This window comes from Serratia sp. 3ACOL1, assembly GCF_003668775.1.
GTDB lineage: Bacteria > Pseudomonadota > Gammaproteobacteria > Enterobacterales > Enterobacteriaceae > Chania > Chania fonticola.
Genome location: NZ_CP033055.1, coordinates 5,004,848 through 5,028,814, shown reverse-complemented (window position 1 = coordinate 5,028,814; position 23,967 = coordinate 5,004,848). Strand labels below are relative to the sequence as shown.

Genomic DNA, 23,967 nt, shown 5'->3' with positions numbered 1-23,967 from the left:
GGCGGTCGATCAGTAACAGCCATGCCTTGCCCCCTCCCTCGGGGGCTTTTTACAGTGCATCCTGGAAGAAAGCTGCGGTAGCGTTCAACGCCCCAGGGGTAATACGATGGCGTACTTCCGCTTCAGTGAGGTAGGTCAACCTCCGATCCAGGCCGCGCTGGCGTAACTCACTGGCCAAGCGCTCACTCTCCGTCGCTGGCACCACATCATCGGTTTCACCATGCCATAACAGCAGTGGCCGCCCGGCAAAACTCTCCCAATGCTGTTCAACCTCATAAGAGACCAAGGGCGCAAGACGCGCCTTGAGCGCGGGCTGCTCCAGCGGCTGGCCCTGCGCATCCAATGGCGGATAAAGCGTCTGCGCCAGTGAGGTAAAGTAGCCCGATCCCATCAGGCTGGCGGCCGCTTTCACCCAAGGATAACGGGTAAATGCCCCTAAAGTGGTCATGCCCCCCATCGAAGCGCCCGCCACGCCAATGCGATCCCCGGCAATTAGCCCACGCTGCTCAAAGTGCGTTTTGAGCGCGGGTAACTCATCGACGTTACTTTTGAGGATTTCCCAGAAATGCGCCAGCCGCCGTGCTTCATCACCATCAAACCGCTCACCGTGCATCGCACAATCGGGCAGCACCACCCGGAAACCGACCTTGGCCAGCGCATAGGCAAAATAGGCGTACACCTCTTTCGATGAGGTATAGCCGTGATAGAAGAAGATCGTAGGCAACGGTTGCTCATAGCGCCCGGCAGGCACAGCATGGATCACCGCAACATCACCCACCCGCTCATCATGGATCTCGATCATGTATTCCCCCTGTGCTCAATCTTCTCTATGATGGCAAAAATCGGCCCGAAACCTTAGTTCAACCCATTCTACTCTATGCGAAAGAGTAATGAGGCCAGCATGAATCTTTCCCGTACGTTGATCACCCTATTGCTGTTTGGTTTGTTATCCGGCTGCAGCGTATTTAAAACCACACCCAAACCCCCACCACCGCCTACCTCTCAGGCACAAGAGATCACCCGCGCCCAAACCACCGAGTTGGAGAAAATGGGAACGATCAGCGCGCTGGTGCATGGCAGTCCGATGAACGTGGAAGCCGAGATCCAGCGCAAAGCTAACGCCAGCGGGGCACGCTATTACATGATCATCATGAACAGCGAAACCATCGTGCCGGGCCAGTGGTATTCACAGGCGATACTTTATCGATAGCGCTGGCTCTGAGAGATAAGTAAAAACGGGTGCCTGAATAGGCACCCGTAAAAGAGATTTACGCGATTACTCTTTGATTACCGGCCCAGTGACATCACCGTTATTGGTGTATCTCCCCGTCAGATTCAGTTTCACACCTTCCAGGCCGCCGATCACCGCGCCGCGCCGGTTAGTTAAATTCTGGCTGTTGATCGTGGTGACCTTCTCGGACCATAATTGACCGCTGTTGGTCAATGCCCCGTTGATGCGAATATCCAGCCCTTCTCTACCGTGGACCAAGCCGCTGTTGGTAAAGGCTGAAGTCACTTCTACGCTACTGCTACCTGTTGAAGAGATCGTGCCATTGCCGTTATCCAGACGGTTAGCCAGCAGCGACAGAGAAGCCACACTTGAAAGGGTGCCGCGGTTATTATCCACGTTGCCGGCATACTTCATGTTCAAGTTGCCGCCGCTGGCGGCAATCAGACCCCGACTGTTGTACACCCGGTTACCGGTCATGCTCAGATCGCCCATGCTGATAATGCCCCCCTGAGTGTCCTCCGGCATATCGATATGCACGCCCATCACTCGACCAAAATTCTCACCATTACGGTTATAGAGAGTCGCCGCCTTTATTTCTGCCGTCTTCTCGGCAAAAATCAGCCCCTCGTCATTGCGCAATGTGTCGGTATGCACATGAACCTCCTGCCCCCCAACAAGCCCGCATTGTTGTTGACCGTGCTGGCATACAGCTCCGTGCTACCCAGCGCGCTACGGATCACGCCATAGTTGTTATTAAGGGCATTGTTGATGCGAACGTCATTGCCCTTGTCCAGGGTTAACCCACCCGTGCGGTTATCCAGGCTGTTTGCTCGCAGCAACAACTTACCCTCACCGCTAACACTGCCATCCCGGTTGTCCATGGCGTTGATATTGTCGAGCTGGATATCCCCCATTGCAGAGATCTGCCCACTCTCGTTGAGCAGGTTACTGCCGTTGGTGTTTACGTTCAGCACCTTGGTCGCTTGCAGACTACCGGTTCTATTGGTCAGTAGCCCACTGTTGATATCCAACACCCCAGCCGACTCAATCAAGCCGTTGGTGTTATTGAACGCAGCTTTGTTTGTTGTCAGCTTAAAATCGTCACCTGCACTCATTTTGCCGTTAGCGCTATTGTTCAACGTACTGCTGGTAGACAGATTTACCTGATGTTGAGCCGCTATTTCGCCGCCACGGTTATCAAGCGTGCCGCCAACGGTCATCGACAGATCGGACGACGAAGAACCAAACGCAAAAATCTGCCCATTACGGTTATCCAGTGCACCGCTGATGATAGTGGAGTTACCACTGGTGGTGATCCGGCCATGGTTATTGTTCAACTGACCCGTTTTCAGGGTCATACCCAAGGTGCTGTAAATGCCGGTATCGTTATTGCGACCAGTATTGGTCAGCAACTGCCCATTGGTATCGATAGTGACCTGTGAACTGGATTGCACCATACCGTTGGTATTGTTCAATTGCCCACTATTGATGCTCACAGAGCCGATGGCGGCTATGTTGCCGTTGGTATTGGTAATGCGGTTTTTAAGGGTATTGATAGTGATACCACCGTTCCCGCCGGTGATTTTCCCCCTGGTATTATTAATAGTGCCTGTGGTGTTCAGTGTGTTGGCGTGTGCGGCGGATAGGGTCCCTGAACGGTTATCCAGCACACCATTAACGTCCATCACCAGATCTGAGGTGGAAGCCGCGATGGTACCGGCATTACGAACACCCACACCGCTTTCTGTACCCACCAGGGTGATCTTGCCAGCATACATCCCCCCCAATGCGGCAACGTCAATCCCGACGCCAGGTCTGCCCAACGCCGAGGCCAGCGCAGTCGCCTGGGTGTTGTCCGCATTGACGTTATTACGGCCAGTGGTCACTTTCAAATCCTTGGCCCAGACACCGGCATTAATCGCCACCGAGCGAGCAATCAAATCGGTATAATTACTGTCGCCGCTGTTCAGGCCATTGCCATTAATAACAATGCTGCCTTTTTCCGTTTTATATCCCTGTATGGCACCATCGGCAATCTGGGCAGTACCGGTGGTCAGCGTTGCTCTGCCAGCATTAATAAACCCGCAGCCGCTACAGGTAATACCGGCCGGGTTAGCAATAATTACCTGAGCCTGCTGACCTGCAACTTCCACCATGCCATTTAACACGCTGGCCCGATTAGAGTTGACCTCATTAAGGATCACCGAGGCCGCCCCACCGCTTAAATTTGCATTACCCGCAAGACTTCCCGCCAGTTGGCTATTCGCACCATCGACGCTGTTATTCAGCACCACACCGTTTTTATCAACGTTGAACTGGTTGAAGATATTATGCGAAACACCGCCTTTACCCGCTGCGTTGATATTCACCACGGTCGCCCCATTCGCCCCTGCATTAACCGCGGGGCTAGACGCCTGCCCGGCATCGGCAACGATAGCCGCATTAGCCACGGAGACGCAGCCAAAAGCCAGCAGCCCGGCAAAGTAGAGTGGTGAAAGATTCATCTGCAGAGATGAATTGTGCTTTTCCTTACGTGTCGATAAATCGGTAGTGGACGAGTGTTTACTATATGCCATGCTGTTAATTCCTTTTACACAATAGGAAAGCCTGTAGATTGCCCCGAACAAGCTGCAATAAAAACAAGACTTTCCCAAATAAATAATTAGCACAGATTGGCACTCACGAGCCGTGCTTAATCTCCATTACATTAAAAATGTAACATACAACCCGTTACCCACTCAGCCAATTAGTTAATCAGAACCCAAAAAAGGGTATACCCCATACATTAACGAGAATCATCCTTAAAATCACACCGAAATACATCTTGGGTGCTTACACGAAATTAATATCACGCGGGATATTTCTATAATTAATCATTCGAGCTGAAATCAGGCAGGAAATTATACATCCAATGCCATCAGCCTATTATCTGATGGCATTTCCCTCTAGGCTATAAGCCCCGTGTTCCTGTTTATCCCCCCATAGCCCGCTGGAGTAGCGTATCGCACACCTCAGCAGGCAGCACTCTATCTCCACGATAATCCAGAGTTAAGTGGCACCAGGCTTCTCCAATTGGCGGGCTGGCATGCTGCAGCAGTTGGGCGGCACAGCACAGATCGAATAACTGCTGGGTTAGCAAACGCCCCATTTCTTCACGCGGTTGGCGCATACGTTGTTGCCATTGCCGCCAGGCGCGATCGAACAACCTGTTCTGCCCGCGCACCGGCAACAGTTCCTGCTGCAGCAACTCTAGCGCACCAGGCAACTTGTGCAGACTGCGCATCACGTCCAGGCACATGATGTTGCCCGACCCTTCCCAAATGCTGTTTACCGGTGCTTCTCGATACAGACGCGGCAGCTCGCTGTCTTCGCAATAGCCAATCCCTCCCAGCACTTCCATGGCTTCCCCGATAAATGCCGCACCTTGATGACAGATACTGTATTTTGCCGCCGGGGTCAGTAAGCGGCTGTAGACCACTTCGCCTTCATCCCCCCGGCTTTCCCAGGCTCGCGCCAAACGGAGCAGCAAAGCGGTATGCCCCTCAAGCCGTAACGCCATACGGGCCAACACCTGCCGCATCAACGGCTGTTCAATAAGGCATTTACCAAACGCCTGCCGTTGCAGAGCATGGTACAGCGCCACCGAAAGGCTGCGGCGCATCAGTCCATGGCTACCCAAAGCGCAATCGAAACGGGTCATCCCCCCCATCTTGAGGATTTGCCTGACGCCATCCCCTTCATCGCCCAATAACCAGGCCGTTGCGTCCTGAAACTCGGCTTCGCTGCTGGCATTGGAACGGTTGCCCAGCTTGTCTTTAAGTCTCTCCAGGCGGATGGCATTGCGAGTGCCGTCAGGAAGGAGCCGGGGTAGGAAGAAACAGGAAAGCCCTCCCTCCGCCTGTGCCAATATCAAATGGGCATCGCTTTGTGGCACCGAAAAGAACCATTTATGGCCCACCAGGCGATAGGCCTCCCCATTGCCGCGACTGGCGAGCGGCACGGCGGTGGTGGTATTACTCAGCACGTCCGAGCCGCCCTGCTTTTCCGTCATCCCCATACCGATCAACAGCCCGCGCTTCTGTGCACCGGGCAGCAGATGAGGATCATAACGATCGGAAAGTAACGGGGATAGCCAGGATTGATACTCCTTTGGCAGAGAACGCTGTAGCAGTGGGATAGCGCCAAAGGTCATGGTGATAGGGCAGAGCGTGCCAGCCTCCACCTGAGCGTGCAACACAAAGCGGGCGGCACGGGCCACCAAGGAGCCAATACGGGCATCTTCCTGCCACGGCAGGTTGTGCACCCGGTTAGCGACCAGCCCCTGCATCAGGATGTGCCAGGCTGGATGAAAGCGCACGTCGTCCAGGCGTTGCCCGGTGGCGTCATAGCGCAGCAACTCCGGTGGGTTGGTATTGGCCAGCCGCCCCAACTCCAGTGACTCCTGTGTGCCTAGCTGTTGCCCAAGCGAGGCTAAAACATCGCTATCCCAACCCGCCAACTCGCGCTGCAACGCTTCACGCAACGGCGTATCAGACAGGAAAAGGTTGCTGTTCCCCAAGGGCTTGGGTTGGTTAAAGACGGTATGCGTAGTCCAGACCATGAGATTGCTCCCTGATTAACGCTTCAGGGGTAATTATGGTCATTAGCTGGATTTCTGCCGCTGGCGGGATCACAAGATAGGAGATTAGAGGTAGGGGTGACAGGTTTCACCCCTATTAAATCATCAGCTGCGCTGGCGCACCGCTTCAAACAGACAGACACCGGTCGCTACCGAGACGTTCAACGAGGAAACCGTACCGGCCATCGGAATGCTGATCAGTTCGTCGCAATGTTCACGGGTCAAACGACGCATACCTTCACCTTCCGCGCCCATCACCAGCGCCATCGGGCCGGTCATTTTGCTTTGATACAGCGTGTGGTCGGCTTCACCCGCCGTGCCCACGATCCAGATGTTCATCTCTTGCAGCAAACGCAGGGTACGAGCCAGGTTGGTGACGGTGATCAATGGGACATTCTCGGCCGCACCGCAGGCCACTTTCTTCGCCGTCGCATTCAGTTGGGCAGAGCGATCGCGTGGGACGATCACCGCATGGACACCAGCAGCGTCGGCACTACGCAGGCAAGCCCCCAGGTTATGGGGATCGGTAACGCCGTCCAACACCAGCAGGAATGGCGTTTCAACGCTTTCCAGCAGCCCAGGCAGATCGTTCTCCTGATATTTCCGCCCTTCACGCACCCGCGCAATAATGCCCTGATGGACGGCCCCTTCGACCTTCTCATCCAGCCATTGGCGGTTAGCCACCTGGATCACAATACCGGTCGCTTCCAGCTCGGCAATCAAAGGCTGTAAGCGGCGATCGTCACGCCCCTTGAGAATAAACACTTCCAGGAAACGTTGTGGATCGTTGTCTAGCAGGGCTTTGACAGCGTGAATACCGTAGATAATTTCGCTCATGATGCTCTTTTAACTGTGCGGCCGGGGGTGACCCGGCCGGGGATAATAACGTGCGGCAGGTTAACCCTGCTCGGCACCTTTCTTCTTGCTGGCACGCTTGGCTTTGGTCGCGGCCGCTATCTTTTTGGTTTTATCAGACGCTTTTTTGGCTTTCGCCTTCGGATCGGTTTTCGCTTTCGCCTTCGGGTCTGGCTTCACCTTGTCTGCGGGTTTGGCCTTGGCCCCGTCTTTTTTACGGAAGGCGCTGTCTGGCTCAAAGTTGGCAGGCGTCTTGCCGCCACGGCGTTTACGTTGAGCCTGACTACGGCCCGCTCCGGCACCGTCGCGCAGCGTACGCTGGCCGCCATTCTTGGCACGTTCGCGCTCGGTTTTGCCTTCACCACGCGGTTTGCGGGTGCTGGAAACCAGGGCGAAGTCGATCTTGCGTTCGTCCATATGTACGGCCTCAACACGGATCTCCACCGTATCTCCCAGGCGATAGACCATGCCGGAAGATTCGCCGATCAGACGCTGGCCGATATTATCGTAGCGATAGTAATCGTTATCCAGCGTGGACACGTGTACCAGACCATCGATAAACAGATCGCTCAGGCGGACGAAGAAACCAAAGCCGGTGACGCTGGCAATAACGCCGCTAAACACTTCACCGACGTGATCCTGCATAAAGTCGCACTTCAGCCAGTCCGCCACATTACGCGTAGCTTCATCGGCACGGCGCTCGGTCATCGAACAGTGCATACCCAGTTGCAGCATCTCTTCCAGATCGCTGTGCCAGCCTCCGGTTGGCGTCCAGCGCTCTTTCTGCTCACCTTGCTCCTTCGCCAACACGTACTTGATGGCGCGGTGCAGTGACAGGTCCGGGTAACGACGGATAGGCGAAGTAAAGTGGCCATAAGAAGCCAACGCCAGGCCGAAGTGGCCACGGTTTTCCGGATCGTAGATCGCCTGTTTCATCGAACGCAGCAGCATGGTTTGCAGCATTTCACGGTCCGGACGTTCCGATACTTCGTCCATCAAAGTGGCGTAATCTTTCGGCTGCGGCTTCAGGCCTCCGCCCAGGGTCAGGCCCAGTTCGCTCAACACGCTGCGCAATGCAGAAATGTGATCGTCGCTTGGGCGATCGTGCACGCGGAACAGCGCAGGTTCGTTATGCTTTTCAACAAAGCGTGCCGCCGCAACGTTCGCCATGATCATGCACTCTTCGATCAGTTTGTGCGCGTCATTACGTACCGTTGGCTCTACGCGCTCAATACGGCGTTCGGCGTTGAAGATAAACTTGGCTTCTTCGGTTTCGAAGGCGATACCACCGCGTTCGGCTCGAGCCTGATCCAACACTTTATACAGCGCATGCAGCTCCTGCAGGTGTTTGACCAACGGATGATACTGCTCGCGCAGCTCCTGATCGCCCTGCAAGATATGCCAGACCTTAGTGTAGGTTAAGCGCGCATGGGAGCTCATTACCGCTTCGTAGAATTTAAACGAAGACAGACGGCCCGATGCGGAGATGGTCATCTCACTCACCATACACAGGCGGTCGACCTGCGGGTTGAGCGAGCACAGGCCGTTGGAAAGCACTTCCGGCAGCATTGGCACCACTTCCGACGGGAAGTAGACTGAGGTGCCACGGCTACGGGCTTCGTCATCCAACGCCGTGCGCGGACGCACATAGTAGCTGACATCGGCAATCGCGACCCACAGGCGCCAGCCGCCACCGCGTTTCTTCTCGCAGTACACGGCATCATCGAAATCGCGAGCGTCTTCGCCATCAATGGTGACCAGCGGCAGGTGACGCAGATCCACACGCCCTTTCTTGGCGGCTTCCGGCACCTGCTCACTGAGGTCGGCAACCTGCTTCTCCACCTGAGGTGGCCAGGTATGCGGGATCTCATGGGTACGCAATGCGATATCCACCGCCATGCTGGTGCCCATTTTATCGCCCAGGATCTCGACGATCTTGCCTACGGCTTTGGTGCGGCGCGTTGGGCGCTGGGTCAGCTCGACCACCACCATAAAGCCCATCCGCGCCCCGCTGACCGAGTCGGCAGGGATCAGAATATCGAAGCTCAGGCGGCCGTCATCCGGCACCACGAAGCCGGTACCGGCATCGGTGAAGTAGCGGCCAACAATCTGGCTGGTTTTGGGCACCAGGACGCGCACGATACGCGCTTCGCGGCGGCCTTTGCGATCTTCGCCCAGCGGTTGAGCCAACACCACATCGCCGTGGATGGCCATTTTCATTTGCTCGGCGGAGAGATAAAGGTCGTCTTTACGCCCTTCAACCCGCAGGAAGCCGAAGCCATCGCGGTGGCCGATCACCGTGCCACGCAGCAGGTCCAGACGCTCCGGCAGGGCATAGCACTGGCGGCGGGTAAAGACCAACTGGCCATCACGCTCCATCGCACGCAGGCGACGGCGCAAGGCTTCCAGCGCTTCTTCGCCGGATAAGTTCAGTTCATTGCCCAATTCTTCGCGGCTGGCCGGCGTTTCACGTTTCGCCAAATGGGCCAGGATAAATTCGCGGCTAGGAATTGGGGATTCATATTTTTCTGCTTCTCGTTCCAGGAATGGATCTTGTGACATTGAGGTTCCTCCGTTGTCATCAGCAGGGTGTCGCTGAGCCTTGTCTTCTCAGTAACGCTTTATTCGACAAGCAAAAGCTTGTAGAGCGGTGAATTGTCTTCGACCATGTCGGCCAATGTGTGACTATCCAGCTCCTCAAGGAAATTCTTTACCGCCTGCTGGAGCACTTGCTTCAAACGGCAGGCTGGAGTGATATGACAAAAATCGCTGCTGCAGTTAACCAACGAAAGCGGCTCCAGCGCCCGCACCACGTCGCCAATACGGATGCTCTCAGCCGGTTTACCCAAGCGTATACCGCCGTTTTTACCCCGTACGGCGGTCACAAAGCCTTCACGGCTCAGCTGATTGATAATTTTTACCATATGGTTACGGGAAACCCCGTACACCTCCGTAACCTCAGAGATGCTGGTCATTTTGTCCGCAGGCAATGATGCCATATAGATCAATGCCCGTAGGCCATAGTCAGTAAAACTTGTTAACTGCACGTTTACCTCTGGGTATCTGCCGATTTTCGGCGATTTTCTTTACTATCTTATTGGATGATAAACCAGCCGGAGAGTTCGCAGCTAATTATTTAGCGCATAGGTGACTCTCAACCGGAGCAACGAAGGGATTTTGTGAGGTGAAAACGCCATCGGGGAGGATACATGAGGCAAACAAACCGGGACTTGGCCCGGTTTGTTTGGTGACAGTAGGTAAACAGATTATGCGTCGAACGGATCGCGCAGGATCATGGTTTCGCTACGGTCTGGGCCAGTAGAGATAATGTCTACCGGTACATCAGTCAGCTCTTCGATGCGTTTGATGTAGTTCAGCGCTGCCTGTGGCAGTTTGCTGTAATCTTTCACACCAAACGTCGTTTCGCTCCAGCCCGGCATGGTTTCGTAGATTGGCTCGATACCTTCCCAACCTTCTGCAGCCAGTGGCGTGGTGGTCATTTCGCGGCCGTCCGGCATGCGATAGCCCACACAGATCTTCACTTCTTTCAGGCCGTCCAGCACGTCCAGTTTGGTCAGGCAGAAGCCAGACAGGGAGTTGATCTGCACGGCACGGCGAACGGCAACCGCATCCAGCCAGCCGGTACGACGGCGACGGCCAGTGGTAGCACCAAACTCATTACCCTGTTTGCACAGGTATTCGCCGGTTTCGTCGAACAGTTCGGTTGGGAACGGGCCTGCACCTACACGGGTAGAATAGGCTTTCACGATGCCCAGCACATAGTCCACGTAACGCGGGCCAATGCCAGAACCGGTTGCTACGCCACCCGCGGTGGTGTTGGAAGAAGTCACGTACGGATAGGTACCGTGATCGATATCCAGCAGCGTACCCTGCGCACCTTCGAACATGATCAGGTCGCCACGCTTGCGCGCACCGTCCAGCAGTTCGGAGACGTCTACTACCATCCCGATCAGGATATCGGCAATCGACAGCACATAGTCAAGGGTGGTCTGGTAATCAACGGCTTCTACTTTGTAGTAGTTAACCAGTTGGAAGTTGTGGTAATCGATGATGTCTTTCAGCTTGGTAGCGAAGGTGGCTTTATCGAACAGGTCGCCAACGCGCAGACCGCGACGAGCAACTTTGTCTTCGTAAGCCGGGCCGATACCACGGCCAGTGGTGCCGATGGCTTTGGCGCCACGCGCTTTCTCACGCGCATTATCCAGGGCGACGTGATAAGGCAGGATCAGCGGGCAGGCTTCAGACAGTAACAGACGTTCGCGTACCGGGATGCCGCGCGCTTCGAGTTCACCCATTTCCTTCATCAATGCGTCTGGCGCCAAAACCACACCGTTGCCGATGACGCTGGTCACGTTTTCACGCAGGATACCTGAAGGAATTAAATGAAGAACGGTTTTTTCACCGTTGATAACCAGAGTGTGGCCAGCGTTATGGCCACCTTGGTAGCGCACAACATATTGAGCCCGTTCAGTCAGTAGGTCTACGACCTTACCCTTACCTTCGTCACCCCATTGGGTGCCCAGTACGACGACGTTCTTACCCATTTTAAAATCACCAGGTTGCTTAAAAATGGATTCTACCACCCTAATTCTTCAGTTTCAGCACTTTTAGCATACGATTGCGTACTTTTTCGGCTAAACTTTAAACCCCCGTGTGTGCACGCAACATGTAGTAGATCACACAGCCTGCAACCACTAATCCCCCACCAAAACGCCGCAGCGTGGCATCGGGTAGTTGCGACATTGTCTGAACCATTTTACGCCAGGCCTGTGGGAACAACATCGGCCCCAGCCCTTCCAGCACCAAAACCAACCCAAGCGCCAGCCAGATTGTCGAATTCATCGTTCCCCCAAAAAAAGAAAGGCCCGCGTTTAAACGGGCCTTGGTTCTACCCCTGTTCTTTCAAGCCATGGCCTGAAAGCTATCGGGGATCGCCATCATGCTGACGTTATCTGTTGCGCGTAGCAACCGGCGACTTCATGTAGCGGAAGAAATCGCTGTCCGGGCTCAGCACCAACACGTCCTGGTTGCCAGGGCCGAAGCTGGTTTCATAAGCACGCAGGCTACGGATGAAAGCATAGAAATCCGGATCCTGGCTGAAGGCATCGGCAAACAGTTTAGCGGCTTCCGCATCGCCCGCACCGCGGGTGATACGCGCCTGACGCTCTGCTTCCGCGATGGTACGGGTCACTTCGTAGTCAGCGGTGGCTTTGAGCTTCTCGGCCTCTTCCTTACCTTGTGAACGGTGACGACGGGCTACCGCCTCACGCTCTGCACGCATACGCTGGAAGATCGCATCGGACACTTCTGCAGGCAGGTTGATCTGCTTGATACGGACGTCCACCACTTCAATACCCAGTGCCGCCATGCTGTTCGGGTTAACCGCTGGCTGTTTGCCATTGGTTTCACGCTCAACACGGGCTGCAGCAGAAGCAATAGCGTCATCGGCTTCGGTAGCGGCGGCTTCTTCGCCGTCACCCACGGTACCGGTGTTCAGCGCATCACGCACGTCTGCCATCAGACGGCCACGGGAGTCGGTCACGATGTCACGCACGTCCAAACGGCCAATCTCGGAACGCAGACGGTCGTTGAACTTGCGTTTCAGCAGCAGTTCCGCCTGAGAAACGTCACCACCACCGGTGGCCAGGTAGTAGCGGCTGAAATCACTGATACGCCATTTCAGATAGGAGTCGACGATCAGGTCTTTCTTCTCGCTGGTCACGAAGCGATCGGCCTGGTTGTCCATGGTCTGGATACGAGCATCCAGCATTTTCACGGTTTCAATAAACGGGATCTTGAAGTGCAGACCCGGAGCATAAACCAGCGGTTTGTTTTCGCTGTCGCGCAGTACTTTACTGAAACGCAGCACGATGCCGCGCTCGCCTTCCTGAACCACAAACATTGAGGCGTAAAGGGCTACCAACACCACCGCGAGGATAACTATGAAAGACTTACGCATTGATTATTCTCTCCCTACGCGTGTGTTGTCGCTACGCTGCGCATTAGCCCGGCGTTGGTCCATGATGGAACCACTGCTAGAACTGTTGGTGCTCGCCTCCGATGAAGAAGTCGAAGCTGGCGCAGGGGCGAGAAGGTTCTGTCCGGCATCTTTGCTGCCTTCGGTAGCCGACTTACCGGCACCGCGCAGCATCTGATCCAGTGGCAGCACCATCAGATTGTTATTGCCTTTGTTGTCTGCCACCAACACCTTACGGGTGTGGCTCAGCACTTTTTCCATGGTTTCGAGGTACAGGCGCTCACGGGTAATTTCCGGTGCGGCTTTGTACTCCGGCAGCAGCTTGGCGAAACGAGCAACCTCACCCTGGGCTTCCAGAACGGTCTGGGCCTGGTAGGCGCGCGCATTTTCCAGCAGGCGTTGTGCAGCACCGTTGGCACGTGGCTGGACTTCGTTGGCGTAAGCTTCTGCTTCACGAATGGATTGCTGCTCGTTCTCACGTGCGGCGATCGCATCATCAAACGCGGCTTTCACCTCTTCCGGCGGACGTGCAGCCTGGAAGTTGACGTCCAGCAGAGTGATACCCATTTTGTACGGACGGATGGTCTCTTCCAGTACACGCTGAGTGTCGCTACGGACGATGGTACGGCCTTCGGTCAGGATCTTGTCCATGGTGTATTTACCGATAACACCACGCAATGCGCTGTCTGTCGCCTGTCTCAGGCTGTCGTTGGCATCGGTTACGCTGAACAGATAGGCTGCCGGATCGGAAACGCGGTACTGCACGTTCATCTCGACACGAACCACGTTCTCATCAGAGGTCAGCATCACACCGGACGCGGACAGGTCACGGACTGACTCCACGTTAACCGGGCGAACCTGATCGATAAACGTCGGTTTCCAGTTCAGGCCTGGCTGCACCAGATGGCTGAATTTACCAAAGCGAGTGACCACACCACGTTCGGCTTCTTTGATGGTATAGAAACCGCTGGCGGCCCAGATCACCACCACTGCAACCGCAGCGATGCCGACAATCTTGCCACTGAAGCCCGGCCCGATTGAACCCGTTCCACCGCTGTTGTTGCCGTTGGAGCCTTTGCCACCGCCGGTCAGGCTGCTCAATTTCTTGCTCAGCTTGCGGAAGATATCGTCTAAATCCGGTGGCCCTTGATCGCGACCGCCTTTATTGTTACCGCCAGAGTTGCCGCCATTATTATTGCTGCTCCCCCACGGGTCGCGGTCCTGTCCGTTATTACCGGGCTGATTCCACGCCATGTTTTAGCTCCATTATTCTGTGATTGGGTACTTCAGGCTAATGCTTAGCCCACTCTTCTATTGAGCGGGCACACAAATGTAACAGGATATGATCATACGATAAAGTTAATCAGTTCCTGTTCCTGCTTGCAGAGGCGACGCCACTCCACGATCGGCATACGCACCACCACGCCGATACTGCCGTCCTCTTCATTCCACTCTTTTTCGATCGCCTGAAGCTGGTAGAAACGGCTACGAAGACGGCCTGCCTGTGGCGGTAAGCGCAGCTCATAATGCGCGATTTCCCCCGATAAGCGCTCCGTCAACGCCTGAAATAGCAACGGGATACCTTCACCGCTGGCGGCGGACAGCCACACTCGGATCGGTAAATTTTCCTCGTTGCGATCGATACGCGGGACAAAATCATCCAGCATATCTATTTTGTTCATCACTAACAGTGTAGGGATTTCATCCGACTCAATCTCTGCCAACACGGAGTTCACCGCTTCGATGTTTTCATCCACCCGGGTATCCGCGGCGTCGATCACATGTAACAACAGAGAGGCCTGGCGCGTCTCTTGCAGTGTCGCTTTGAACGCGGCAACAAGATCGTGCGGCAAGTGCCGGATAAAGCCTACGGTATCCGCCAACACGGTATCGCCTACGTCCGCCACGTCAATACGCCGCAGGGTAGGATCCAGGGTGGCAAATAGCTGGTCCGCCACATACACTCCGGCAGACGTAATTCGGTTAAACAGGGTTGATTTGCCGGCGTTGGTGTAACCCACCAGCGATACGGTTGGCACATCGGCACGGGTACGCGCTCGTCGCCCTTGATCGCGCTGCTTCTCTACGCGCTCAAGGCGCTTAAGGATCAGGCTGATGCGATCGCGTAGCAGACGACGGTCAGTTTCTAACTGAGTCTCCCCCGGCCCGCGCAGGCCAATCCCCCCTTTCTGACGTTCAAGGTGAGTCCAACCACGAACCAGACGAGTGGCAATATGACGCAATTGCGCCAACTCTACCTGCAGCTTACCTTCATGGGTACGGGCACGCTGGGCAAAGATGTCGAGAATCAACCCGGTGCGATCGATCACCCGGCATTCACACAGGCGTTCGAGATTTCTCTCCTGCGCTGCGGAAAGGGCGTGATCAAACAGGACAACAGACGCGCCGCTGGCTTTCACCGCATCTGCAATTTCTTCGGCCTTTCCTTCACCGACAAAGTATTTTGGGTGAGGTGCTTTGCGGCTACCAGTAACCACTTGCAAAGCCTCGACGCCCGCAGAGGACACCAGCGATTCGAACTCACTGAGATCTTCTGTATCTTTGTCTTGCGAGAAATAGATATGAACCAGGACGGCCTGCTCACCGGCTTCATAACGGTCAAACAAGCGTGCAACCTCTCAAACGGAACAAAACCGCGAGTTTGGGGGACATAAACAGCACTGCGCTGCTTATGCTCCCCGTCATGGTTGACTCGCAACGCGCTTTATTCAGCGTCATCGCTTTCCTGCTGCGGCTGTTGCGGCGCAGACGGGTTGTTACCATGGTGATAATTGCTGGTGCCGCCGCTGCTCGGGGTGTTGCTGTGGTGCGATACCGGGCGCGATGGAACAACGGTAGAGATAGCGTGCTTATAAACCATCTGGCTCACCGTGTTCTTCAACAGGATGACAAACTGGTCAAAAGACTCAATCTGGCCTTGCAGCTTAATACCATTCACCAAATAAATAGAAACCGGAACACGTTCACGACGCAATGCGTTCAGGAACGGATCTTGCAAAGATTGCCCCTTAGCCATTCTATCTTTTCCTTATTTGTTTGTTGTTTTTAACCAAGAACCTGTCGGCTCAAAATAAACGACCTAAAAAATTTGCGCGCTGAATACTCATCAATTGTACACAATCACTCAACCTATGCACTAACAACCTGTGTTACCGAGTCTAAAGCCTCTCCCGGCTTTTCACTGTCCAACCACCGAACCGACTCCCAACCCCGTAACCAGGTCATCTGGCGTTTGGCCAACTGACGTGTTGCGCAAATACCTCGAAAAACCATCTCATCGTAACTAATCTCGCCAGAAAAATATGACCACATCTGGCGATAACCGACACAGCGAATGGAAGGCAAATCCGTATGCAAATCACCCCGTGCAAAAAGTGCACGCGCTTCCGCCTCAAAACCCGCCGCCAACATCTGATTGAACCGCAGCTCGATACGTTGATGCAACAACTCCCGGCTGACTGGCGCTATCGCAAATTGGTGAACATGATACGGCAACGATTCACCCGAAATTTTAGTCAGTTCAGTTAAAGTTTTACCCGAAATCAAAAAAACTTCCAGTGCTCTGGAGAGTCTCTGTGGATCATTCGGATGAATACGTAACGCGGAAACCGGGTCTATCGTCTGCAATTGGCGGTGTAAAGCCTCCCAACCAAGCTCTGCCGCCTGCTGCTCAATCTGCTCGCGCACGGCGGGATCGGCAGAGGGTAACGGCGATAAACCTTCCAGTAACGCCTTAAAGTAAAGCATTGTGCCCCCCACCAACAGCGGAATACGCCCGGCGGCAGTAATATCGGCCATTTCCCGCAACGCATCGGCACGAAAATCGGCCGCCGAATACGCTTGCGCAGGATCGCGGATATCGATCAAACGGTGTGGTGCCTGGGCAAGCTCTTCCGCCGAGGGTTTGGCGGTGCCGATATCCATACCGCGATAAATCAGGGCGGAATCGACACTGATCAGTTCGACGGGCAAGCGCTCACGCAGCGCCATCGCCAAGGCGGTTTTGCCTGAGGCCGTTGGCCCCATGATAAAAATGGCTGGGGGACGAGGGGTCATTTCAATTTCAGTCATGCTTAAGTGCTGCCAATGCAGCCTGCAAATCAACGGGTTGTAAAAGAGCGGCAGGAGGGGATTTGACCAGTTGCGGGCAAAGTCGTTCAACTTCTGTCAACAATTGTATCGCTTGCGAGCTGTTCCATACTTCGTGTTCGCTGCCTAATTGGCTGGCGATCCAGATGGATAGCACTGTTGGCGACATCTCCTGATGTTCGGCCAGATAGCCTAACAGCTCGGGTATCAACTTTTGTAAATTTTGTTGGCGTAATGGTAAAGGTACTGCGCGCAAAGTCACACGCCCGTGATCGGATTGCAGCTCCAACCCCATTTTGGCCAGCAGCGCCTGGTGTTGCACGCAGGCGGCCGCTTCATTTTTATTCAACGTCAGCTTAATCGGGATCAACAGCGGCTGTGGCCGTAATCCCTCTTCCGGCGGGCAAAGCTGCGCCTGACGCAGCCAACGTTCGGCCATGGTCAGATTCAGTAACGCCAGCTGCTGACGCTGTTCAACCAGCGCATAGCTCGGCGGGCAGATCATCAGGACACGGCCAAAACTGTGCTGACTACCGGCGAGCGGAGTTTCCTGCACGGCGTTAACCGGCGGGAACAGCGGCTGTTTTACCGTATCTGCTGGCGGCGTAGCCTGCAACAGCTTGCCATACAGCTCGCCTTCACGTTTTTGGTAACCCGCACCTGCCTGATAGGCTGGCTGCGGGGCACGTTCACGGGCAGCGGAGGGTTCAGCAGGCTGACGTTCACGCTGTGGCGCAGGCTGGGAGAAGTGGTTGCCACCGGCAGCAACGCGGTTCTCCGGCTGCCAGACGGGAGCCTCTTGCGCAGCGGACTCTTCAGCCATTGGCAGCGCGACATTACCCGCCTGCTGCAGCACCGTGGTAACCGCCTGGTAGATAAAATCATGTACCAGCCGAGCCTGATGAAAACGCACCTCATGCTTGGCCGGATGGACGTTGACATCTACCTGATGCGGATCCACTTCCAGATACAGCACATAGGCAGGCAGTTGATCGTCTTTCAACTGATCCTGATACGCCTGACGAATGGCATGATTAATTAGCCGATCGCGCATCATCCGGCTGTTGACGTAGCAATATTGCATTTCGCCAAGCTGACGCGCCCCTTGCGGATCGGCCACCCAGCCGCGAATGCTGAGATCGCCATGCTGCCAGGAAATCGCCAACGCATGCTGCAAGAAGGCGGGACCACAAATGCTGGCCAGACGCCGCTCATGCTGGCTTTCTTCTTTTGCCGCGCGATACTGACGCATCAGCTTGCCGTTATGGCTGAGGTTGATCGCCACATCGAAACGCGCCAGCGCTATGCGCCGCACCACTTCGTCGATATGGCCAAATTCGGTTTTTTCGGTGCGCATGAACTTGCGCCGTGCGGGGGTGTTGTAAAACAGATCGAGCACTTCGAGCGTGCTACCCACCGGATGAGCTGCCGGTTTGACGGTGACCGCCTGATCGCGCCCTTCCGCGTAGGCTTGCCAGGCTTCGCTCTGTTCCGCCGTGCGTGAGGTCAACATCAGACGGGACACCGAGCTGATACTGGCCAACGCTTCGCCGCGAAAGCCCAGGCTGACTATGGCCTCCAGATCGTCAAGCGTACTGATTTTACTGGTAGCATGACGTGCCAGGGCCAAGGCCAGATCGGCTTTGGCAATGCCGCAGCCATTATCACGGATGCGGATCAGTTTGGCCCCGCCGCGTTCGATATCAATATCAATCCGCGTTGCCCCGGCATCCAGACTATTTTCTACCAGTTCCTTCACTACCGACGCAGGCCGTTCGACCACTTCTCCGGCGGCAATCTGGTTGGCTAGCTGTGGCGGTAACACCTGGATAGGCATGGGGCTCCCTCTGTTGTTGGCATCAAGCCTACGGAATGATCAGCGTCCGATCCAGCGGCGCAACATCCGACTTTAATTTGTTAACCCGTTTAAGATCGCTGACGCTGACGCCATATCGCGCGGCGATGGATGACAGCGTATCACCGCGAGTCACCTTATGTTTGCTCGGTTTAGCGCTTTTTGCCTTGGCCTTGGCCTGAACCGGTGCTGCTGCCGTTTTTCCGGCAGGGACCTTCAGGCGTTGGCCGACCCAGACGCCATCTTTTTTCAGCTTGTTCAGCTCACGTAGCGCCGCCATGCTGGTGCCATAGCTATCGGCAATGCCGGAAAGCGTTTCCGCCCGCTTCACCACATGGATCTGCGTTTTTCCTACGCTGGCGCGACTTCTGGCCGGGCTGGTCACCGGCTCAGGCTGTCTGAGATCGTCTGTTGTGGAGTTAACCGCCGCTGCGACGTCCAGCGGGCGGTTTTCCACCTTTGGGTCGGCTTGTAGCGGATGCGCCAGGAAATAACCGCGCAGGCCGTTGTGGATCGCCCGTGCAATTTTATCCTGATATGCGCTACTGCCCAGCAGTCGCTCCTCCGTGCTATTACTGATAAACCCGGTTTCCACCAGTAAAGATGGAATATCCGGTGAACGCAGCACTCCCAGGCTGGCGTGTTCCGGACGGCGTTTGTGTAATGAACCTACGACCTGTAACTGCTGTAATACCTTGACGGCTACGTCATAACCGACGCGCTGCGAATGACCGAACTGCAGATCCAACACCGCCTGGCTCAGATAAGGGTCGGCTTGGCTGTTGGCCAACAGATCGCCCGCACCACCCAGCAGTTCGGACTGTTTCTCGTGCTGTTCCAACCAACCGGCCATCTCGCTGTTAGCCCGGCGATTGGACAATACCCAAACCGAAGCCCCTTTGGCGCTACGATTCGGCGCAGCATCCGCGTGGATGGACACCAACACGTTTGCCCCCTGCTTGCGCGCCACGTCAGAACGGCCCATCACCGAAATAAAGTAATCCCCGTTACGCGTCATCACCGCTTTGAACATCGGATCGGCATCCAACAACGCACGCAGACGATGCGCGATGGCAATGGTGACATTTTTCTCTTTCAGGCCGTTTGGCCCGATAGCGCCAGGATCTTGTCCACCATGGCCTGCATCGATCGCCACCACTACCCGATCGCCAGAACCGGCGGACACCCGGCTGCTACGTGGGGTAATGCTGGTTGCCGTACCTGATACCGCAGCCGACTTCGGAGTAAATGGATTGGCGTTACTCGACGTAACCGGCGCTTTACGCACTGGCTCAGTCACCACCGGCACAGGCACCGGTGCCTTACGAACGGTGTTGGTCGTCGTCTTGGCTTCTGAGGTGATGGTGAAGACAACAATGTAACTGTTACCCTCTTGACGCGTCGACACACGGGTTTTGGCATGTTGGGTTAAATCAAACACCAAGCGTACGGTTTGCGCATTTTTCGGCTGACTGGAACGAATTCTTTTTACCAGGTTTTGGCCGCTGAAGTTCAACGGCAGGCCGCCCACCTTGCCAGTTTGGGTAACGTCCAGCACCACCCGATCCGGGCCATGTAACGTGGCGAAGGTATACTCCGGAGGGCCGGTAAAGCTCACCGATACCGTGGCCTCACGCTGAGCATTGGTCACTTTGACGTCGGAGAGGGACGATGCCGCCCAGGCACCGAACGGCCCCAGCAACGCAAGCAAGGCAATCACAGCAAATCTTCTTAACCCATACATCATTGCTGCGTCATCCTTGTTGCTCCTGGATACTTTCTAATAATTGTTCGCCATAGGCGGAAACTGCCTGGAGCTTCGCCTGACGCCCTTCGTCATGGTAACTGAGATGCAGTTCCAGATCGGGATCGGGCAGCACGCCGGTACCCTGCTGCGGCCACTCGACCAGGCAAATCGAGTCCTGGGCAAAATAGTCGCGGATACCCATAAATTCGAGTTCTTCCGGGTCGGCCAAGCGATAAAGATCAAAGTGATAGACCGCCAGCGGTTGCAGCGCATAAGGTTCCACCAGCGTATAGGTTGGGCTTTTCACATTGCCCTGATGGCCTAACGCCTGCAAAAAGCCGCGGCTGAAGGTGGTTTTACCGGCACCCAAATCGCCATAAAGATAAATCACGCTGGCACGATCGCACGCCTGGGCCAAGACGGCCCCCAGTGCGACTGTGGCTGCCTCATCCGGCAGCGGTAAAACGAGTTCTTTCATTCGATAATGTCTATTTTGCCAACTCAGAGTTAACGTAATGAGGGATCACCGGCAGCAGATCGGTGGCCAGTAATCCCCTTGTTCCTTGTTTTGCAGCAATATGATCCGCTGCTGCGCCGTGCACTACGCAACCCGCGCAGGCAGCATCATACAGCGGCAGCTTTTGCGCCAGCAAACCGCCAATGATACCCGACAGCACATCTCCCATGCCACCGGATGCCATGCCAGCATTGCCAACGTCGGCGATCGCCATCTGTCCATGCTCATCGGCGATCAAGGTGCCTGCGCCTTTCAGCACCACAACGCCGCCGTATTGCGCGACCAACCTGCGGGTTGCAAGTAAGCGATCACTCTCAATATCAGCGGTGCGGCAGCTCAATAATCGCGCGGCTTCACCAGGATGCGGGGTAATAATGCGATTCTGACGCTTCTCGGGGTGTAATGCCAGTAAGTTAAGCGCATCCGCGTCCCATAATGTTGGTTTATCACTGGCTTGCAGCTGTTGCAACGCATTGCGGCCCCAATCACCCTGGCCAAGCCCCGGGCCAATCACGACCACATCGGCCCAGTCCAGCGCCGGTTGCAGGATATCATCACTCAGACGCTGCACCATCAACTCAGGCCGGGCGGTCAGCAGCGGCCCAATGTTTTCACTGTGAGTAAGCACTCGCACTAGTCCAGCCCCAGCACGCAGTGCGGCTTCCGCAGCCATGCGGATTGCCCCGCCAAAGCCGTGATCGCCCCCCACCAGCAGTAAACGACCCTGCTCCCCTTTATGAGAACAAGGGCGGCGAGGCTTCAGCCACCTGGCCAAATCGCCAGCCGTAATACGCTCGATCTGCGGGGACTGTGTTGCCAGCCAATCCACCAATCCTAGCGTACTGTAATGAAGTTGCCCCACCCAATCACGAGCCTGCCCGGTCAGCAAGCCTGGTTTGAGTGCAATAAAAGTCAGCGTATGGGCCGCACGGATCGAGGCTCCCGGCACGGCTCCGCTTTCAGCCAGCAGGCCAGAAGGAATATCCAAAGCAACCACTGGCGCATCGGCTCGGTTGGCCGCTTCGATCAGGGCATCATAGGGCGCTCTGGGGGCTGCCCCCAACCCGGTACCTAACAATCCATCAATGATGAGATCGACATCCTCTGGCCAACGGCTGGTCGCTGGCAGGGCTTCTCCGCCACTTGCCAACCAGGCTTGCCGGGCGTTGGCAGCCTCTGGGGGCAATGGACGAACGCCTTCGCAGGCGATGAGCGTCACCTTGATACCCGCCGCACGGGCCAGACGAGCAACCACATAACTATCGCCACCGTTATTGCCATGCCCACACAGCACCAGCCAATGCCTGCTGGCCGGATACCGGTCGCACGCCAGCTCGTAAGCCGCCGCACCGGCACGCTCCATTAACGAATACAAGGAGAGGCCCAGCGTTGCGGCAGCAGCAGGTTCTGCCTGGCGGATCCAGTCTGCAGACCAAACAGAGTGTGGTAAACTGGAACAGTATTGTTTCTCACTATGGCCCGTCATGACACACCCCCTCGATCTCGATCAACTAGCCCAACATATCAAGCAATGGGGGCAATCGCTAGGATTCCAGCAGGTGGGGATCTGCGATACCGATCTCAGCGCGGAAGAACCCAGATTGCAGGCGTGGCTGGATAAGCAATACCACGGCGAGATGGAGTGGATGGCACGCCACGGCATGATGCGCGCACGGCCACATGAATTATTGCCCGGCACACTGCGGGTGATCAGCGTGCGCATGAACTATCTACCCGCGAAAGCCGCGTTCGCCAGTACGTTAAAAAACCCGCAGTTGGGCTACGTTAGCCGTTATGCGCTGGGGCGTGATTATCACAAGCTGCTACGCCAGCGGCTAAAAAAGCTCGGCGATCAAATCCAGGCTTACTGCGGTGAACTGAATTTCCGGCCCTTTGTGGATTCGGCCCCCATCATGGAGCGAGCCTTGGCCTCAAAAGCCGGCATTGGCTGGGTTGGTAAACACTCACTGATCCTCAACCGCGACGCTGGCTCCTGGTTTTTTCTGGGCGAGTTGTTAATCGATTTGCCCCTGCCGGTGGATAAGCCGCAGGAAGAGCAGTGTGGCCGCTGTGTCGCCTGTATCACTACTTGCCCCACCGGTGCGATAGTTGCCCCTTACACCGTCGATGCCCGGCGCTGCATCTCCTACCTGACCATCGAGCTGGAAGGCGCTATTCCAGAAGAATTCCGCCCTCTGATGGGCAATAGAATCTACGGCTGCGACGATTGCCAGCTCATTTGCCCATGGAACCGCTTCTCGCAGTTAACGGATGAAGACGATTTCAGCCCCCGCGCTGCGCTGCATGCCCCGCAACTGATCGAGCTGTTTGGCTGGAATGAGGAGAAGTTTCTACGTATCACCGAAGGCTCTGCCATCCGACGCATCGGCCATTTGCGCTGGTTACGCAATATCGCGGTAGCACTCGGCAACGCCCCTTATCTGGATCAGATCGTTATCAGCTTGCAGACCCGGCAAGGTCAGGATCCGATGCTGGACGAGCACATCAGTTGGGCACTGGCTCAACAGCTTGCACGCCGTGAAGCTCTGGCGGTTGAGGTGCAGACGATGCAGAAAAAACGTTTAATTCGGGCGGTCGAGAAAGGATTACCGAGGGATGCCTAGAAAACCCTCAGACTCTCCCTGTGGATTTGTGCATAAAAATAAAAATGCGTTGTCTTTCAAGCGTCACAAAAAGAGCAAGTGATCGAGATAACGTTTTATAAGAAATAAATATTGATGATTATCAATAAGATATAAATTTCATTTGTGAGGCGTTGCAATTTTGCACAGAAGGTATTATGTACAGGATCTGTGGATAACTCTGTTCACAACATATTTTCTGAGTATGTATAACTGAAAGAAAGTCACACCGGAAGCGGCGTAGGATTGAATCTAAACTGGAGATAAATTTGGAGCGGGAAACGAGACTCGAACTCGCGACCCCGACCTTGGCAAGGTCGTGCTCTACCAACTGAGCTATTCCCGCATTGATATGCTTGAAGCATGCGGCCAACAATGAACAACATGGCCTTTG

At 55.3% G+C, this 23,967-nt stretch carries 20 protein-coding genes and 1 tRNA gene; 2 read left to right on the top strand and 19 right to left on the bottom strand.

Annotation, left to right across the window (positions count from 1 at the left end; translation table 11 throughout):
- Positions 1 to 49 precede the first annotated feature (49 nt).
- On the bottom strand, positions 50 to 802 hold the full coding sequence (gene yjfP / locus D9980_RS22790) for an esterase (protein ID WP_121608510.1): 753 nt from the start codon (positions 800 to 802) through the stop codon (positions 50 to 52).
- A gap of 99 nt (positions 803 to 901) precedes the next feature.
- Between yjfP and bsmA the strand changes: the two genes are divergently transcribed.
- The gene (bsmA, locus tag D9980_RS22785; RefSeq protein WP_024483343.1) at positions 902 to 1,210 is read left to right on the top strand and encodes a biofilm peroxide resistance protein BsmA; all 309 of its coding nucleotides are present in this window, start codon (positions 902 to 904) and stop codon (positions 1,208 to 1,210) included.
- Between the two features lie 66 nt (positions 1,211 to 1,276).
- Here bsmA and D9980_RS22780 read toward each other — a convergent pair whose 3' ends face one another.
- From D9980_RS22780 to nnr, 17 genes are all read right to left on the bottom strand, one after another.
- The gene (locus D9980_RS22780; protein ID WP_121608509.1) at positions 1,277 to 1,885 is read right to left on the bottom strand and encodes a hypothetical protein; all 609 of its coding nucleotides are present in this window, start codon (positions 1,883 to 1,885) and stop codon (positions 1,277 to 1,279) included.
- Positions 1,849 to 3,807 (bottom strand): filamentous hemagglutinin N-terminal domain-containing protein, encoded by a 1,959-nt coding sequence (locus D9980_RS22775; protein WP_121608508.1) that lies wholly within the window; start codon positions 3,805 to 3,807, stop codon positions 1,849 to 1,851. Before D9980_RS22775 ends, D9980_RS22780 begins: the two co-directional genes overlap by 37 nt.
- A 395-nt stretch (positions 3,808 to 4,202) precedes the next feature.
- Positions 4,203 to 5,831 (bottom strand): isovaleryl-CoA dehydrogenase, encoded by a 1,629-nt coding sequence (locus D9980_RS22770; RefSeq protein ID WP_121608507.1) that lies wholly within the window; start codon positions 5,829 to 5,831, stop codon positions 4,203 to 4,205.
- A gap of 123 nt (positions 5,832 to 5,954) precedes the next feature.
- Positions 5,955 to 6,686, bottom strand: a complete 732-nt coding sequence (gene rlmB / locus D9980_RS22765) for a 23S rRNA (guanosine(2251)-2'-O)-methyltransferase RlmB (RefSeq protein ID WP_021179009.1) — start codon at positions 6,684 to 6,686, stop codon at positions 5,955 to 5,957.
- Positions 6,687 to 6,746: 60 nt separating this feature from the next.
- Positions 6,747 to 9,266: a ribonuclease R gene (gene rnr / locus D9980_RS22760; protein WP_074032086.1), complete on the bottom strand. Its 2,520-nt coding sequence runs from the start codon at positions 9,264 to 9,266 to the stop codon at positions 6,747 to 6,749.
- 59 nt (positions 9,267 to 9,325) lie between these two features.
- Positions 9,326 to 9,751: a nitric oxide-sensing transcriptional repressor NsrR gene (nsrR, locus tag D9980_RS22755; RefSeq protein WP_024483339.1), complete on the bottom strand. Its 426-nt coding sequence runs from the start codon at positions 9,749 to 9,751 to the stop codon at positions 9,326 to 9,328.
- A 219-nt stretch (positions 9,752 to 9,970) separates the two neighbouring features.
- Positions 9,971 to 11,269 (bottom strand): adenylosuccinate synthase, encoded by a 1,299-nt coding sequence (locus D9980_RS22750; protein WP_065684083.1) that lies wholly within the window; start codon positions 11,267 to 11,269, stop codon positions 9,971 to 9,973.
- Positions 11,270 to 11,366: 97 nt separating this feature from the next.
- Complete coding sequence (locus D9980_RS22745; RefSeq protein WP_021179005.1) at positions 11,367 to 11,567, bottom strand: DUF2065 domain-containing protein; 201 nt, start codon at positions 11,565 to 11,567, stop codon at positions 11,367 to 11,369.
- 106 nt (positions 11,568 to 11,673) lie between these two features.
- Positions 11,674 to 12,684 (bottom strand): protease modulator HflC, encoded by a 1,011-nt coding sequence (gene hflC, locus D9980_RS22740; protein ID WP_021807553.1) that lies wholly within the window; start codon positions 12,682 to 12,684, stop codon positions 11,674 to 11,676.
- 3 nt (positions 12,685 to 12,687) lie between these two features.
- Entirely contained in the window at positions 12,688 to 13,956 is a 1,269-nt protein-coding gene (gene hflK, locus D9980_RS22735; protein WP_121608506.1) for an FtsH protease activity modulator HflK, read from the bottom strand.
- Between the two features lie 92 nt (positions 13,957 to 14,048).
- Positions 14,049 to 15,329: a ribosome rescue GTPase HflX gene (gene hflX / locus D9980_RS22730; RefSeq protein ID WP_121608505.1), complete on the bottom strand. Its 1,281-nt coding sequence runs from the start codon at positions 15,327 to 15,329 to the stop codon at positions 14,049 to 14,051.
- 98 nt (positions 15,330 to 15,427) lie between these two features.
- Positions 15,428 to 15,739, bottom strand: a complete 312-nt coding sequence (gene hfq / locus D9980_RS22725; protein WP_021179001.1) for an RNA chaperone Hfq — start codon at positions 15,737 to 15,739, stop codon at positions 15,428 to 15,430.
- Between the two features lie 113 nt (positions 15,740 to 15,852).
- A complete protein-coding gene (miaA, locus tag D9980_RS22720) occupies positions 15,853 to 16,794 on the bottom strand; it encodes a tRNA (adenosine(37)-N6)-dimethylallyltransferase MiaA (RefSeq protein WP_121608504.1) in 942 nt (313 codons plus the stop codon).
- Positions 16,787 to 18,649, bottom strand: coding sequence for a DNA mismatch repair endonuclease MutL (mutL, locus tag D9980_RS22715; protein WP_121608503.1), 1,863 nt, complete (start codon positions 18,647 to 18,649; stop codon positions 16,787 to 16,789). Before mutL ends, miaA begins: the two co-directional genes overlap by 8 nt.
- 28 nt (positions 18,650 to 18,677) lie before the next feature.
- Positions 18,678 to 20,414: an N-acetylmuramoyl-L-alanine amidase AmiB gene (gene amiB, locus D9980_RS22710; RefSeq protein WP_121608502.1), complete on the bottom strand. Its 1,737-nt coding sequence runs from the start codon at positions 20,412 to 20,414 to the stop codon at positions 18,678 to 18,680.
- A 7-nt stretch (positions 20,415 to 20,421) separates the two neighbouring features.
- A complete protein-coding gene (gene tsaE, locus D9980_RS22705; RefSeq protein WP_024483333.1) occupies positions 20,422 to 20,892 on the bottom strand; it encodes a tRNA (adenosine(37)-N6)-threonylcarbamoyltransferase complex ATPase subunit type 1 TsaE in 471 nt (156 codons plus the stop codon).
- A gap of 10 nt (positions 20,893 to 20,902) precedes the next feature.
- On the bottom strand, positions 20,903 to 22,417 hold the full coding sequence (nnr, locus tag D9980_RS22700) for a bifunctional ADP-dependent NAD(P)H-hydrate dehydratase/NAD(P)H-hydrate epimerase (protein WP_121608501.1): 1,515 nt from the start codon (positions 22,415 to 22,417) through the stop codon (positions 20,903 to 20,905).
- Between nnr and queG the strand changes: the two genes are divergently transcribed.
- Positions 22,416 to 23,555 (top strand): tRNA epoxyqueuosine(34) reductase QueG, encoded by a 1,140-nt coding sequence (queG, locus tag D9980_RS22695; protein ID WP_059199518.1) that lies wholly within the window; start codon positions 22,416 to 22,418, stop codon positions 23,553 to 23,555. The two genes, nnr and queG, sit on opposite strands and share 2 nt — an antisense overlap.
- A gap of 288 nt (positions 23,556 to 23,843) precedes the next feature.
- On the opposite strand, the gene D9980_RS22690 is transcribed toward queG, so the two are convergent.
- Positions 23,844 to 23,919: transfer RNA gene (locus D9980_RS22690), tRNA-Gly, on the bottom strand.
- Positions 23,920 to 23,967: the final 48 nt, after the last annotated feature.